The sequence below is a fragment of the Streptomyces sp. CA-142005 genome (assembly GCF_050942335.1).
Lineage (GTDB): Bacteria > Actinomycetota > Actinomycetes > Streptomycetales > Streptomycetaceae > Streptomyces.
Genome location: NZ_CP192078.1, coordinates 1,416,904 through 1,431,034, shown reverse-complemented (window position 1 = coordinate 1,431,034; position 14,131 = coordinate 1,416,904). Strand labels below are relative to the sequence as shown.

The 14,131-nt window shown below is 72.4% G+C and carries 15 protein-coding genes and 1 pseudogene; 12 read left to right on the top strand and 4 right to left on the bottom strand.

The window, feature by feature from the left end; translation table 11 throughout:
• Positions 1-24: 24 nt before the first annotated feature.
• Complete coding sequence (locus ACQPXS_RS07055) at positions 25-1,209, bottom strand: ROK family protein (RefSeq protein ID WP_433447993.1); 1,185 nt, start codon at positions 1,207-1,209, stop codon at positions 25-27.
• A gap of 118 nt (positions 1,210-1,327) precedes the next feature.
• Here ACQPXS_RS07055 and ACQPXS_RS07050 point away from each other — a divergent pair, with 118 nt between their 5' ends.
• The 3 genes and pseudogenes from ACQPXS_RS07050 to ACQPXS_RS07040 all read left to right on the top strand — a co-directional run bounded on the left by ACQPXS_RS07050 (position 1,328) and on the right by ACQPXS_RS07040 (position 4,242).
• Positions 1,328-2,779, top strand: coding sequence for an APC family permease (locus ACQPXS_RS07050; protein WP_433447991.1), 1,452 nt, complete (start codon positions 1,328-1,330; stop codon positions 2,777-2,779).
• A gap of 110 nt (positions 2,780-2,889) precedes the next feature.
• Entirely contained in the window at positions 2,890-3,420 is a 531-nt protein-coding gene (locus ACQPXS_RS07045) for a GNAT family N-acetyltransferase (RefSeq protein ID WP_433447989.1), read from the top strand.
• A 55-nt stretch (positions 3,421-3,475) separates the two neighbouring features.
• Positions 3,476-4,242, top strand: a pseudogene (locus ACQPXS_RS07040) (ArsR/SmtB family transcription factor).
• Positions 4,243-4,324: 82 nt separating this feature from the next.
• Here ACQPXS_RS07040 and ACQPXS_RS07035 read toward each other — a convergent pair.
• Complete coding sequence (locus tag ACQPXS_RS07035; RefSeq protein ID WP_433447987.1) at positions 4,325-4,759, bottom strand: SPW repeat protein; 435 nt, start codon at positions 4,757-4,759, stop codon at positions 4,325-4,327.
• 201 nt (positions 4,760-4,960) lie between these two features.
• On the opposite strand from ACQPXS_RS07035, the gene ACQPXS_RS07030 reads away from it, so the two are divergent.
• Positions 4,961-5,497, top strand: coding sequence for an HXXEE domain-containing protein (locus ACQPXS_RS07030; RefSeq protein ID WP_433447984.1), 537 nt, complete (start codon positions 4,961-4,963; stop codon positions 5,495-5,497).
• A 40-nt stretch (positions 5,498-5,537) separates the two neighbouring features.
• Here ACQPXS_RS07030 and ACQPXS_RS07025 read toward each other — a convergent pair whose 3' ends face one another.
• A complete protein-coding gene (locus ACQPXS_RS07025; protein ID WP_433447981.1) occupies positions 5,538-6,575 on the bottom strand; it encodes an acyl-CoA dehydrogenase family protein in 1,038 nt (345 codons plus the stop codon).
• A gap of 112 nt (positions 6,576-6,687) precedes the next feature.
• Here ACQPXS_RS07025 and ACQPXS_RS07020 point away from each other — a divergent pair, with 112 nt between their 5' ends.
• Positions 6,688-7,038 carry a YciI family protein gene (locus ACQPXS_RS07020; RefSeq protein WP_351808960.1) on the top strand — a complete coding sequence of 117 codons (351 nt, stop codon included), beginning with the start codon at positions 6,688-6,690 and terminating at the stop codon, positions 7,036-7,038.
• A 35-nt stretch (positions 7,039-7,073) separates the two neighbouring features.
• On the opposite strand, the gene ACQPXS_RS07015 is transcribed toward ACQPXS_RS07020, so the two are convergent.
• A complete protein-coding gene (locus tag ACQPXS_RS07015; protein WP_433447977.1) occupies positions 7,074-8,066 on the bottom strand; it encodes a metallophosphoesterase family protein in 993 nt (330 codons plus the stop codon).
• Between the two features lie 24 nt (positions 8,067-8,090).
• On the opposite strand from ACQPXS_RS07015, the gene ACQPXS_RS07010 reads away from it, so the two are divergent.
• From ACQPXS_RS07010 to ACQPXS_RS06980, 7 genes are all read left to right on the top strand, one after another.
• Positions 8,091-8,996, top strand: coding sequence for an anti-sigma factor family protein (locus ACQPXS_RS07010; protein WP_433447975.1), 906 nt, complete (start codon positions 8,091-8,093; stop codon positions 8,994-8,996).
• 35 nt (positions 8,997-9,031) lie between these two features.
• On the top strand, positions 9,032-9,466 hold the full coding sequence (locus tag ACQPXS_RS07005; protein ID WP_356306581.1) for an ATP-binding protein: 435 nt from the start codon (positions 9,032-9,034) through the stop codon (positions 9,464-9,466).
• A gap of 125 nt (positions 9,467-9,591) precedes the next feature.
• Positions 9,592-10,824: an RNA polymerase sigma factor gene (locus ACQPXS_RS07000; RefSeq protein WP_433447972.1), complete on the top strand. Its 1,233-nt coding sequence runs from the start codon at positions 9,592-9,594 to the stop codon at positions 10,822-10,824.
• A gap of 376 nt (positions 10,825-11,200) precedes the next feature.
• Positions 11,201-12,106 (top strand): aldo/keto reductase, encoded by a 906-nt coding sequence (locus ACQPXS_RS06995; protein WP_433447970.1) that lies wholly within the window; start codon positions 11,201-11,203, stop codon positions 12,104-12,106.
• A 164-nt stretch (positions 12,107-12,270) separates the two neighbouring features.
• A complete protein-coding gene (locus ACQPXS_RS06990; RefSeq protein ID WP_351808940.1) occupies positions 12,271-12,651 on the top strand; it encodes a BlaI/MecI/CopY family transcriptional regulator in 381 nt (126 codons plus the stop codon).
• Positions 12,648-13,583 carry a M48 family metalloprotease gene (locus ACQPXS_RS06985; protein WP_433447967.1) on the top strand — a complete coding sequence of 312 codons (936 nt, stop codon included), beginning with the start codon at positions 12,648-12,650 and terminating at the stop codon, positions 13,581-13,583. Before ACQPXS_RS06990 ends, ACQPXS_RS06985 begins: the two co-directional genes overlap by 4 nt.
• A gap of 119 nt (positions 13,584-13,702) precedes the next feature.
• On the top strand, positions 13,703-14,098 hold the full coding sequence (locus ACQPXS_RS06980) for a VOC family protein (protein ID WP_433447965.1): 396 nt from the start codon (positions 13,703-13,705) through the stop codon (positions 14,096-14,098).
• Positions 14,099-14,131: the final 33 nt, after the last annotated feature.

Here is a 14,131-nt window from a genome sequence, read left to right as displayed (position 1 = left end):
TGGCCACCGTGGCCGTTGACGGCGTCAGGTTCCGGCCGTCCTGCGTTCGAACACCAGGTCCCGCGCCGTGTCGAGCGCCGTCGCCACCGCGCCGAGCAGCACCGCGTCCTCGCCGAGCCGGCTCGGCGCGATCCGCGGTCGCAGCGGGGTGAGGACGCGGACCTGCTCCTGGACCGGACGCAGCAGCAGGTCGACGCTGTGGCCGACCCCGCCGCCGAGCACCACCAGATCCGGATCGAGCACGGCTGCGGCCGCGGCCACGGTGTGCGCGATCCGCTCGGCCTCCAGCTCCACCGCCCGCAGAGCGGCCGGATCGCCCCGCCGGGCCGCGTCGAAGACGGCCTTCGCCGTGAGCTGCCCGCGCATCCCGAACTCCCGGGCGGCCTCCACCACGGCCACCCCGGACACCGCGTCCTCCAGCCGCTCCGGCTTCTGCCGGCCCGGCCAGGGCAGGAATCCGATCTCGCCGGCCAGCCCGTGCGCCCCCGTGAACAGCCGTCCCTCGCTGACGACGCCCATGCCGAGGCCGGTGCCGATCAGGATGTACGCGAAGAGCCGGCTGCCGGTGCCGACGCCGTACGTGTACTCGCCGAGCGCCGCCAGGTTGGCGTCGTTGTGCACCTCCAGCGGTACGCCCAGCTCCTCGCGCATCCGGTCCACGAGCCCCGCGCGCCCCCAGCCCGGCAGATGCATCGCGTACCGCACCCGCCGCTGCTTCTCGTCGTAGACGCCGGGCGTGCCGACCACCCCGTGCACCACCTCGGCCGGGTCCACACCCGAACCCGCGATCACCTGCCGGGCCGTGTCCACGACCAGGTCGGCCAGCGCGGCGGAGGCGCGGGTCCGGTTGCGTACGTCCGTGCGGGCGACGACCGTGCCGTCCAGGTCGACCACCGCCACCCGCAGCCAGCCCCGCCCGATGTCCACCCCGAGCGCGTACCCGGCGGCCGGGTCGGGGGCGTAGAGCACGGCGGTGCGCCCGCGCTCCGGGGCGTGGGTGCCGACCTCGTGCACGAGTCCGGCCGCCTCCAGGGAGGCCAGCGCGCTGGAGACCGTCGGCTTCGATAGGCCCGTCTCCCGGGCCAGTTGGGCGCGCGACGCCGCGCCGAGGGCGCGCAGCCGGTCCAGCAGCAGACGCTCGTTGGTGCTGCGCAGCCGTCGGCGGCTCCAGGGCTGATCCTGCTGCTCTTCGGCGTCACTGACGGTCATCGGACCATTCTCATGTATTCCCGGCGCGTACTTGACGGCTCTAGTAAGGCTCCTTAACTTTATCGGCCAGTCAGCCCGCCGGGTGCCGTCGAGCGCGCCCGTGGCGTCAGGAGTCCCCATGTCCGGTAGCCCGCCACCCTCGGGTGGTTTCGTCCGCCGTGTAGGCCTGTTCCAGGCCACGGCCATCAACATGAGCCAGATGTGCGGCATCGGGCCGTTCGTGACGATTCCGCTCATGGTCACCGCGTTCGGCGGCCCGCAGGCGGTCATCGGCTTCGTCGCGGGCGCCGTCCTCGCGCTGTGCGACGGACTGGTCTGGGCCGAACTGGGCGCCTCGATGCCCGGCTCCGGCGGCAGTTACGTCTATCTGCGCCAGGCCTTCCAGTACCGCACCGGCCGGCTGATGCCGTTCCTCTTCGTGTGGACGGCGATGCTCTTCATCCCGCTGATCATGTCCACGGGCGTGGTCGGCTTCGTCCAGTACCTGGGCTATCTGGCCCCGGATCTCGGGCAGACGGCCGGCGACCTGATCGGCCTCGGCATCATCGCCCTGGTCGTGCTCCTGCTCTGGCGCGGCATCGAGCACATCGCCCGGATCACCGCCGTGATGTGGGCGGTGATGATCGCCTCGGTGCTGCTGGTGATCGTCGCCGCGGCCACCGACTTCAGCCCGCACCTGGCCTTCACCTACCCCTCGGGCGCCTTCGACCTGACGAGCGACCACTTCTGGCTCGGCTTCGCCGCGGGCCTGACCATCGGCATCTACGACTACCTCGGCTACAACACCACCGCGTACATGGGCGCCGAGATCAAGGACCCGGGCCGTACCCTCCCGCGCTCGATCCTCTTCTCCATCCTCGGCATCATGGCGATCTACCTGCTCCTCCAGATCGGGACCCTCGGGGTCATCGACTGGCACCGGATGGCCGACCCGCACGACATCGCCGCCACCTCGGTCGCCTCGGCGGTGCTGGAGAAGACCTGGGGCAAGGGCGCCGCCGACACGGTGACCGTGCTGATCCTGGTCACCGCGTTCGCCTCGGTCTTCACCGGGCTGCTGGGCGGTTCCCGGGTGCCCTACGACGCCGCCCGCGACCGCGTCTTCTTCCGGCCGTACGAGAAGCTGCACCCCGAGCACCGCTTCCCCATGCTGGGCCTCGCGACGATGGGCGTGATCACGGCGATCGGCTTCCTGATCGGCCGGCACACCGACCTCGCGACACTGATCCAGTTGCTCACGACGGTCATGGTGATCGTGCAGGCGCTCGCCCAGATCGTCGCCCTTACCGTGCTGCGCAAACGCCAGCCGGGCCTGGGCCGGCCGTACCGGGTGTGGCTCTACCCGCTGCCGAGCATCGTCGCCTTCGCCGGCTGGTGCGTGATCTACGGCTACGCGGACAAGAACTCCCCGGGCCGCCATCCCATCGAGTGGTCCCTGGCCTGGCTGGCCCTCGGCTGTGTGGCCTACGTCGTGTGGGCGCGGCTGGAGAAGGTGTGGCCGTTCGGGGAGCGGGAGATCAGCGAGGAGTACCTGGCGGGCACGGACCCGGACGTCGCCCCCGTGGCATGACCGGCACAGCCGCCGCGTCATGACCAACTGGCCCGCGATGGGCTAGAGTTACGGCAGTCTTCGCAAGCCTCCCCGGCCCGGACCCGCGTCCGCCGGGGAGGCTTTCGTTCATGACCGACACCGTCCTTCCCGATGTCACCGTCCGCCCCGCGACCGCCGAGTACCGGCCCACCGTGGAGCGGCTGTGGCTGATGTTCCGGCATGACCTCTCCGCCTTCCGATGCGGCCTGCCCGCCCCCGACGGCACCTTTCGCGACGAGCGGGTCGAGAGCGCCTTCACCCGCCCCGGCTGGGCGCCCTACCTGTTCGAGTGCGGCACGCACCCGGCCGGCTTCGCGTTCGTGCGCGGACTCGACGGCCCGGTGCGGGTGCTGAACAGCTTCTTCGTGGTGCGCGGGGTGCGGCGCAGACGCGTCGGGCTGCAGGCCGTGCGCGCGGTGCTCACCCGGCATCCCGGGCCGTGGGAGGTCGCCTTTCAGCGCGACAACCCGGCCGCCGTGGCTTTCTGGCACCGGGTCGCCTCGGACCTCGCCGGGGACGCCTGGACCCGCGAACTCCGGCCGGTGCCGGAGCGCCCCGAACTGCCTCCGGACGTGTGGCTGTCCTTCCGCTTCGAAGCGGGCGTACCACCGCGTCCTTGACATGCAAGTAATTGCCTGCATAACGTTGAGTGTGCAATCAGAAGACGACACCGGGATGGACAAGGTCTTCAAGGCGCTGGCGGACGACACGCGCAGACGCCTGCTGGACCGGCTCCACGAGAACAACGGCCAGACCCTGGGTGAGCTGTGCGAGCGCATCGCCATGACGCGCCAGTCGGTGACCCAGCATCTGGCGGTCCTGGAGGCCGCCAATCTGATCAGCACGGTGCGGCGGGGGCGGGAAAAGCTGCACTACCTCAACCCCGTACCGCTCCACGAGATCCAGGAGCGGTGGATCGAGAAGTTCGAGCGCCCGCGCCTGAGTGCGCTCGGCGCCCTGAAGCGACGAGCCGAGGAAGCCATGACCGACAAGCCGAGTTTCGTGTACGTCACCTATATGCGAGCACCCCCGAGAAGGTGTGGGAGGCGCTCACCGACGCCGACCTGACCGGCGCCTACTGGGGGCACCGCAACGAGTCCGACTGGCGGCCCGGGTCCCGCTGGGCGCATGTGCGCACCGACGGCTCCGGCATCGCCGACGTGGTCGGCAAGGTGGTGGAGAGCGAGCCGCCGACCCGGCTGGTCACCACGTGGGCCGCGCCCGACCAGGAGGGTCAGGAGGAGCGGCACTCCCGCGTCACCTTCGAGATCCGCCCGTACGAGGACATCGTCCGGCTCACCGTCGTCCACGAGGACCTCAACGACGAGGGCGAGCGCTCGGACGTCGCCGCCGGCTGGCCGGCCGTGCTGTCCAACCTCAAGTCCCTGCTGGAGACCGGCCGGACCCTGCCGCAGGAGCCGTGGCTGGTGGCGGGGCGCTGAGCGGACGCGATGGGGGCCGGTCCGCCCGGGCGGACCGGCCTCACGTACTGCCGTTCTTCCTGTTCTTCCTTTCCGTCTCCTGTTACGGCCTGGGGGTGCTCCGCGCCGCCGTACCGGCGCAGACCAGGCCGAGTACGAGCGCCAGTGCGCCGATGATGACGTTGTTGATGATCACGCCCTGGTCCGGGCCGCTGCCCACGATCCAGGGGGCGATGATCAACCAGATGCCCATGGCGCACATGGCCCAGCTGAGGCCGTACATCCGCTCGGGGGCCCGGGTGAATCCCAGTGCCAGCAGACCTATCGCTATGCCCATGATCAGGTTGTGGGTCATGAGTGCGGGCTGGCTCGTCGTGTAGTGCACTATCCACGGAGATGCCGCGCAGTAGAGGCCGAGCAGGAAGACCGGGCCGTCCACGAGCGCCACATCACGACCGCCGAGCATGCGGGCGTAGCGTTCCCGCATTTCGGAGACATCGGGGTGGGCTGATATGTCACCCCTGTGCAGGTTGGCCATAACTCGTCTCCTTTGACTTGCAGGCCAGACCGCGTCTGGTGCGGTGTATGCCGTTACCACCACGTGTTCCCAGTTTGCTCTTATTTTTTCTTTATGTGTAGGCCTGTGCGCATACCCGGATGTCAGTCCGCCGTCAGTCGGCTGCCTCGGCCCGGGTGCCGTTCGCGTCCTGACCAACAGGCCCTGGCACACTGCGGGTTCATGACACGAGAACCGAACGAGGTCACCGGGGCCGTCACCTGGGGTCTGCTGGCCGCATGGGCCGCGCACGACACCGAGGAAGTGGTCATGGTGCCGCGGTGGGTGCGCACCCAGGTGCCGGAGCTGCGCAAGAGGTTCCCCCGGATGCCGGAGACGGTGTGGCGGCGGCTGGAGTCCGTCGACGGGCGGGAGTTCACCACCGCCGTCGGCGCGATGGCGGTGGTGCTGGCCGCCGCGTGTGCCGACGGCCACCGGACCGGGGGCCGGTCCGCCGTCTACCAGACCGCGCTCAACGCCTTCGGGGTGCACGGCCTGGTCCATCTGGCCCAGGCTGCGGCGATACGCGGCTACACCCCGGGCTCCGCGACCACGCCCCTCGTGGTGCTCCCGTTCACCCTGTGGGCCCGCGGCCGGCTCCGCCGCTCCGGCGCCCTGCGCCCCACCCGCGCACGGCAGCTCGCCGAGGGCCTGGCCTTCGCGGCGGCGGCCACGGTCGTCACCCACACAGTGGCCCAGGGCGTGCTGCGCCGGCGGTGACGGCAGTACTCCCGGCCGGCGGTGATGCCGAGGCCCCGGCTCAGGTGCCGCCCAGCGCCCGCAGATGCGCCGACCGCGTCTCCGCCGTCTGCCCCTGCACCAGCAGGAACAACGCCTCCCGGGCGAGGCGCTGGGCGCGGCTCGTCAGGGTCATCGAGCGGCCACCCCCGGCCACCACCGCCGCCGTCGTGGCCGTGCGCAGCACCTCGTACGCCTCGGCGCGCACCGCCAGTCGTTCCGCGACCCGCCCCAGCGGCGCCGGGTCGTCCGTCAGGGCGTAGGCGCGGCGGCGGACGTCGGACAGCCGGGCGGTGAGCGGGGCGGCCGTCTCCGCGTCCAGCAGGGACAGGGCGGCCTCCGCGACGCCGAACACCGCCGGGCTCGCGCTCAGAGTTCTGGCCCGGTCCCCGGGCGCCCACCGCTCGTACGGCATCCGCAGGGCCACCGCCTCCTCCGGCAGCCACAGTCCGGCCAGCTCCAGCGACACCGTGCGCGCGGCCGTGAGCGCCGCGAGACGCATCGGCTCCGAGGCCCGCAGTCCCGGTTGCTCGCGTGCCTCGGTGAACGCGAACAGCACCTCGCCGGCGTCGGTCGTCCCGGCGAGCAGCATCACGTCGTTCAGGCCCCAGCCGGTGTACCAGGGCACGGTCCCGTCGAACCGCCAGCCGTCGCCCTCCCGGCGGACCCGCACCGGGACGCGCGGATACGACCGCAGATGCGCGTAGGCCACCCCGGACAGCGACTCCCCTCGCGACAGCGGGCCCAACAACCGCTCACGAACCGGCAGTTCACTCTGGACCAGGGTCTGCACCGGCGTGTGGTGCTGGGTCTGCACGAACCATGTCGCACAGCACGCCCCGGAGAGGATCTCCGCGATCCGGCGGACCACGTTCGGTGGCGCGCCGGAGCCTCCGTACGCGACCGGAGCGCCCGCCCCGAGCAGCCCGGACCGCTTCACCGCCTCGATGTGACTCGCGGGCACGCCCTCTTGGTCGACCCGCTCCGCCTCGGGGATCAGCAGGTCCGTGGCGAGCCGGTGGGCGCGGTCGAGGAGCGGATGCGGCGTGGTGGCTGTCATACGGAAGATTCTTTCGAAGATTTCTTCCGGCGCCGTGTCGAATCCGGGGGCGGCCGTTCGTGTAGGAGGTGTCTGGCAACCGAGAGACCCTGAAGTCACCGAGGAGGACACCATGAAGTACTACCTGCTCAGCGTGGTCCAGCCGGCCGGCGTGACCCCGCCCGCCCCCGACGCGCTCGCCGCGATCATGCGCGACGTCGAGGCCTTCAACGACGAGCTGCGCGCCGCGGGAGCGTGGGTGTTCGCTGGCGGCCTGCACGGTCCGGAGACCGCCACCATGCTCCGCCCGAAGGACGGCGATGTCCTGATCACCGACGGGCCTTACGCCGAGGGCAAGGAGTATCTGGGCGGTCTGTGCCTGATCAGGGCCGCGGACCTGGACGAGGCGCTGGAGTGGGGCCGCAAGGCCGCCCTGGCCACGACGCTGCCCATCGAGGTACGGCCCTTCGTGGACCAGCACTAGCCTCGTCCCTGCCGGGGCGAGGCGTCTCCCGCGCTTCATGCCAGCCTTTCGTCCTTGACCGCCAGCAGCTGGTCGCCCCGCCGGTAGCCCACGCTGCGGATGCCGAGCGCGTCCTTCAGCTGTCGGGCGGGCACGACCTGGGGAGTGGGGGCGGGCGCCCGCCCCGGCTTGGGCAGCGGGTAGGCGGTGGTCGTGGCGGAGTGGAAGGTGATGTTGCCCTCCGTCTTGGTGAACAGCTGGTGCACGTGCCCGTTGAGGCAGGTCACCGAGGAGAAGCGGCGCAGCAGTGCGATCACCTTCAGCGCGTCGTCCGTGCTCCAGCCCCACTTCGGGTACATGGCGAACAGCGGGATGTGGCTGAAGACGACGACGGGGGTGTCCGACGGCAGGCCCGCGAGGTCCTTGCGGACGAAATCGATCTGCTCGGTGCCGAGGTGACCGAGCTTCTCCAGGCTCAGGGTGTTGACCAGGGCGAGGAAGTGCACACCGTGGGTGTCGAAGCTGTACCAGCCGTCGCCGAGCGTGCCCTTGCCGAAGATCCGCCGGTAGGCGCGGCCCGCGTCGCCGATGGAGTCGTGCTCGCCCGGGACGGTGAAGACACGGTCCGTCCGCAGCCCGGTCATCATCTGCCTGACCTGGTCGAACTGTCCTGCCGTGGACAGGTGTGTCAGGTCGCCGCTGTGCATGACGAAGTCGGGCCTGAACCCGAGCCCGTTGACCTGGTGGATCGCTTCGGTGAACGAGCCGACCACGTCCGTGTTGGCCGGGCCCTGGAAGCCGATGTGACTGTCGGAGACCTGCACGAACCGCAGTGGACCGCCGCCCGGTGCCGCGGCGGCCCCGGCGAGGGCGTCCCGGGAGCCGGCGACATGGCTGACCACCTCTCCGCCGGCCACGGTGAGCACGACGGCCCCGCCGAACCACCCGGCGTGGCACATGAGTTGACGGCGCGTCATGCCGTGTTCGGAGGTGGGTCCGTCGGCGTCAGCGATCGGTGCCGGGCTCTGGTGGTCGTCGTACGAGGTCATGAGGTCACCTCCACGGTGCCGGTCATGAACGCGGACCACGACGCCCTCCGGTTGGCGCTGGGAGGATATGTCCTGGGCACGCTGTCCCCGGCGGAGGCGGAACGGGTGCGTGCGCACCTCGCGGAATGCGACGAGTGCAGGGCGGAGCACGCCGAGTTGGCCGGACTTCCGGCGCTGCTCGCGACGGTCACCGCAGCGGAAGCCGAGGGCCGGCCCGTGCCGGTCGGCGACGAGGACCCGGCCGATCGGCTGGTGCGGCGGGCGGCGGAGAGCGCCGGGGGCCGGCCCGAGGCGCCGTCCGGTACGGCCGCGGCGCCCCGGGACTTCGGGACGGGACTGCTCGACCGGATGCTGCAGCAGGCCGCCGCCAGGCGCCGCAGGACCTGGCGGCTGCAACTGGCCGGTGCGGCCGCCTCGCTGGCACTGGTCGCCGGGGCGGCGGTCGGCGGCACATGGCTGGCGATCGGTGGATCCGTGGTCGGTCAGGGGACACCGCCCGGACCGACGGCGCCGGCTCCGACGCGCACCTTCTCGGGAAACGATCCGGCCACCGGCGTCACCGCTTCGGTGCGGGTCTCCCCCTCGGCCTGGGGCAGTGTGCTGGAGGTCTCCGCCCATGGGGCACCCGCGGGAATCACCTGCCGGCTGCAGGCGGTCGGGCCCGGTGGCACCAGGGCGGACGCCGCCACCTGGCGCGCCGGCACCTATCCGCCCGGAACCACCGTCCCCGGGGCTGTCCCCCTGTCCCCGGGCGCCATCGAGCACTTCGAGATCATCGCCGGCAACGGCCAGAAACTGGTCACGATCCCGGGCGTGAGAAGGGCCGGGCCGCACGGACCACCGCCGAGTAGCCGACGCACGCCCAAGAAGCGGAACAAAAAGAGCGAATCACTCGAACCATCTGCGCTCGTCGCCCGTAGAACTGAATGAGTGCTCACACACAGGTTCCGACGCAGAAGAGCCAGATGACCATGTACGTGACCGATTCCGCCCGTGCCGGCTCACTTCCCGCACGGTCCTGCCGCCACCAGGCGATGCTCACCCTGCCCGCGCAGGTGGCGCACGTCTCCGCGGCTCGTCATCTCACGGCGGACCTGCTGGAGTGCTGGCGCGTGCCGCAGAGCGAGCGGGACTCCGCCGTCCTCATCGTCGACGAACTCGCCGCCAACGCGGCCCAGTACGGCCGCGAATGCATGACGCTGCTGCTCGTCCTCGACGACGGCACCCTGCAGATCGTGGTCAGCGACTCGGGAACCGCGGTCGAGCACGGTCACCGCGAGGTCGCACCGGACGAGCACGGCCGAGGCACCGGCATCGTCGACTCCCTCGCCCAGTCGACCGAGATCCATCAGACGCGCGGCGGCCGGGAAGTCCGCGCCTGTCTGCGCTGCTCGGCATGATCGGGCCCCTACGCTTTCGGCGACCGGTCACGGCAGGACCGGTCGCCGTCCACCGGGCCGCACGCCACCGCACGGCCGACGTCGTCCGGGTCGCGGCCTGAACGCACAGGAGGACAGGGGCGCCCATGCCGGACACCGGCGATGTCGAGGCCGTCTTCCGCGCCGAGTACGGGCGCGCGGTCTCCGTCCTCGTCCGCTTCCTCGGCGACATCGACCTCGCCGAGGAGGCGGTGCAGGAGGCCTTCACCACCGCCGTACGCACCTGGCCGGAATCCGGCGTGCCGCCGAGCCCGGCCGGCTGGATCATCACCACCGCACGCAACCGGGCCATCGACCGGCTCCGCCGCGAGTCCTCCCGGGACGCCCGGCACGCCGAGGCCGCCCGGCTGTACGCGCCCCACCCGTACACCCCCGACCCGCATGCGTCCGCCGAGCCGTCCGAGGAGGGCCCGGTGCAGGACGACCGGCTCCGCCTGATCTTCACCTGCTGCCATCCCGCGCTCGCCCTCCAGGCCCGGGTCGCCCTCACCCTGCGCCTGCTCGGCGGCCTGAGCACCGCCCAGATCGCCCGTGCCTTCCTGGTGCCGGAGCCGACCCTCGCCCAGCGGCTGGTACGGGCCAAGGCCAAGATCCGCGACGCGGGCATCCCGTACCGCGTGCCCCGCGACGCCGACCTGCCCGAGCGGCTCGGCGGCGTCCTCGCCGTCGTCTACCTGATCTTCAACGAGGGCTACACCGGCGACCCCGCCCTGTGCGCGGAGGCGCTCCGCCTCGGCCGGCTGCTCGCCGCGCTGATGCCGGAAGAGCCAGAGGTCACCGGCCTGCTCGCGCTGATGCTGCTGACCGAGTCGCGGCGGCCGGCCCGGCAGGGCGCGGACGGCGTCCTCGTCCCGCTGCCCGAGCAGGACCGCACGCTGTGGGACCGCGAGCTGATCGCCGAGGGCCAGGAGCTGGTCCGCCGCTGTCTGCGCCGGAACCGGCCGGGCCCCTACCAGATCCAGGCCGCCGTCAACGCCGTGCACAGCGACGCGCCCAGCGCCGAGGACACCGACTGGGACCAGATCCTGCGCCTGTACGACCAGCTCATGGCCGTGGCGCCGTCCCCGGTCGTCGCCCTGAACCGTGCGGTCGCCCTGGCCGAGGTCCAGGGGCCGGCCAGGGCGCTCGACCTCGTCGACGCCCTGGACCTCGGCCGGTATCACGTGCTGCACGCCGTCCGCGCCGACCTGCTGCGCCGCCTGGGCCGCACCGCCGAGGCGGCCGCGGAGTACGGCCGGGCCGCCGAGCTGGCCGGGAGCGAGGCCGAGCGGGCCTACCTGGAGCGGCGCCGACGGGAGACCGACCCCACGACGACCTGACCCACGTCACTGCCAGCCTCCGCCTTCGTCTATCACGTGCTGCACGCCGTCCGCGCCGACCTGCTGCGCCGCCTGGGCCGCACCGCCGAGGCGGCCGCGGAGTACGGCCGGGCCGCCGAGCTGGCCGGGAGCGAGGCCGAGCGGGCCTACCTGGAGCGGCGCCGACGGAGACCGACCCCACGACGACCTGACCCACGACACCGCGAGCCTCCGCCTTCGTCGACGACCGCGACAAGCCGCTCGCGCCGTACGTCTTCACCGTCGGAGCGGACCGCGAAGGCATCGCCGCCGAGACCTCCTCCGGCGGCCCGGGCCACGGCCTGTCGCCGGCCTGAATTCACTTGCGTGGCGGGCCAGATGTGCGAAACTCCGCCGAATGACCGCTGACCCGATCACCGCGGATGCCTCCGGCACCTTCAAACTCGGCGACCTGCCCGTCCACCGCATCGGCTTCGGAGCCATGCGGCTGACGGGCAGCGCCGCGTTCCACCTCGGTACGCCCAGCGACCGCGCACGCTCCATATCCGTGCTGCGCCGGGCCGTCGAGCTCGGCGTGAACCACATCGACACCGCGGCCTTCTACTTCTCCGCCACCCGCTCCGCCAACGAGCTGATCAACACCGCCCTCGCCCCGTACCCCGAGGACCTGGTCATCACCACCAAGGTCGGCCCCTTCCGGGACTACCACGGCGAGTGGGGCGAGGCGGCGCGCCCCGACCAGCTGCGCGGCCACGTGGAGGAGAACCTGCGCCAGCTCGGGCGCGACCACCTCGACGTCGTCAACTTCCGCCGCCAGGAGCAGGATTCGATCGCCGAGCACTTCGGCGCGCTCGCCGAACTGCGCGAGGCTGGCCTGATCCGCCACCTGGGCATCTCCGGCGTCGGACCGCGCCACCTCGCCGAGGCGCTGGAGATCGCCCCGGTGGTGTGCGTGCAGAACCGCTACGCCTTGGACCGGCCCGACCCCCTCGACGACGAGATGCTGCGCCTCTGCGGCGAACACGGCATCGCGTTCGTCCCCTTCTTCGCCGTCGCCGGCCAGGCCGGACCGCAGGCCGCGACCGACACCCACGACGACACGGTGCGCGACATCGCCCGCGCCCACGGCGTGAGCCCCGCGCAGCTCCGCATCGCCTGGACCCTGCACCAGGGCCCGCACGTGCTCGCCATCCCCGGCACCGGCAACCCGGACCACCTCGCGCAGAACGTCGCGGCGGGCGCGCTGCGCCTCGCGGCGGACGAACTGACCCGCCTGAACGCCCTCCACGTCCGCACGGACTGACCCGCCCGGGCCGCCGCCCCGGGGTCCCTCTCCCGGACGGCGCCCCCCGTACCAGCGGTCCTCCCATAATGGGTGCGGGGGCACAGCCGTACCAAGGCTCGACTGACTACTATCGTGTAGACGGTTGCCGGGGCCGCACACGAACACGGGGTGAGGGACGTTCCATGACGGAGGCGAAGGACGAGCGCCGGCCGGCCGGTGAGCTCGAGGCGAGCGTCATGGCCGCACTCTGGGCCGCGGGCGGACCGCAGACGCCCGGCCAGGTCCAGCTGCGCCTCGGCGCCGACCTGGCCCGGACGACGGTGACCACGATCCTCACCCGGCTCTACGACAAGGGCGTCGTCGAGCGGCACCGTCAGGGCCGCGGCTACGCCTACCTCCCGGTTCGCGACGTCCAGGACGCGCACGGCCTCACCGCCCGCCGGATGCACAGCGAACTGGACCGGGACAGCGACCGTGAGACCGTCCTCGCCCGCTTCGTCGCCCAGCTCAGCCCCGACGACGAACGGATCCTGCGGGACCTGCTCGAATCCGACGAACGATGACCGCGCTCCTGCTGCTGCCCCTGCTGCTGCCGTTGGCCCTGCCGGCCCTGGCCCGCCGGGCCCTGGACCGGCTGGCCCCGGTCGCCGCGCTGTGGGCCGTCACCGGCTGTGCGGTCGTCCTCGCCGGCAGCTCCCTGGCGGCGCTCGGCTCGTTCGTGCTCATCGGGCTGCTCAAGGTGCCGCTGTTCGCCGCGCTCGGCGAGCTGATCCACCCGCTGCGCACCGCCTCGGACCTCGTCGTGCTGCCGGCCGCCGCGACCTCCGTGGGCGCGCTCGCCGTCTGCGGCTGGACCCTCGTGCGCTCGGTGCTGCACCAGACCCGTGCCTTCCGCGCGGCCCGCACCGAGGCCGGGAGCGGCCCCTCGGCCGGCGACCTGTGCGTGGTGGACTCGCCCCGCCCGGACGCCTACGCGCTGCCCGGCCGCCCGCACCGCATCGTCGTCACCACCGCGATGCTGCGCAGCCTGGACGGTCCCGAGCGAGAGGCGCTGTTCGCGCACGAGCGGGCGCACAACGACGGCCACCACCACTACTTCCTCGCCGCGGCCGAACTCGCCGCGCACTGCCACCCCGCGCTGCGGCCGGTCCGCGGGACCATCCGCCTCGCCGCCGAGCGCGCCGCCGACGAGGCCGCCGCCGCCAGCGTCGGCGACCGGCGCCTGACCGCCCGGGCCATCGCCCGCGCGGCCCTCGCCGGACAGGCGGCCCGCTCGGCCCGCCCCGGGCGTCCCGACTTCGCGCCCGCCGCGACCACCGGACCCGTCCCGCAGCGCGTCCAGGCCCTGCTCGCCGCTCCGCTCGCACCCCGGACCGGTCGGGCGATCGCCGCGCTCCTCATCGCCTGTACGGCCCTGTCCTGCGCCGCCTCGGTCGCCGGCCTGGCCGATGTCCACCACCGGGTGGAGGTCGCCCAGGGCGACGAGCGGCCCTGAGCGAACCCGTCCCCGGACACCTGGACGACGCCGCAGGGCAACGCGCGTAGACCGGGACTGGCGCCGGTGGGGTTTTACGTATAACCTCACCGGCTAACCGCCCACACCGGAAGGTCCCGATGCGACGCGTCGCCCTGGTCACCCTCGTCGTCGACGACTACGACGAGGCCATCCGTTTCTACACCGAGGCCCTCGGCTTCCGGCTCGCCGAGGACGCCCCGCGCCCCGACGGCTCCCGCTGGGTCGTCGTGGAACCGGGCGGCCCCGACACCGGCACCGGACTGCTGCTGGCCCGCGCCAAGGACGAGGCCCAGCGGGCCCGAGTCGGCGACCAGACCGGCGGACGCGTCGGCTTCTTCCTGCACACCGACGACTTCGCCCGCGACCACGCCCGGATGACCGCGGCCGGCGTGACCTTCCTGGAGGAGCCGCGGCACGAGCCGTACGGCACCGTCGCCGTCCTCCAGGACCTGTACGGCAACCGCTGGGACCTGCTCCAGCCCGCCGCCCACTGATCAGCACCGCACCACCTGCCGAGGAACCCACAC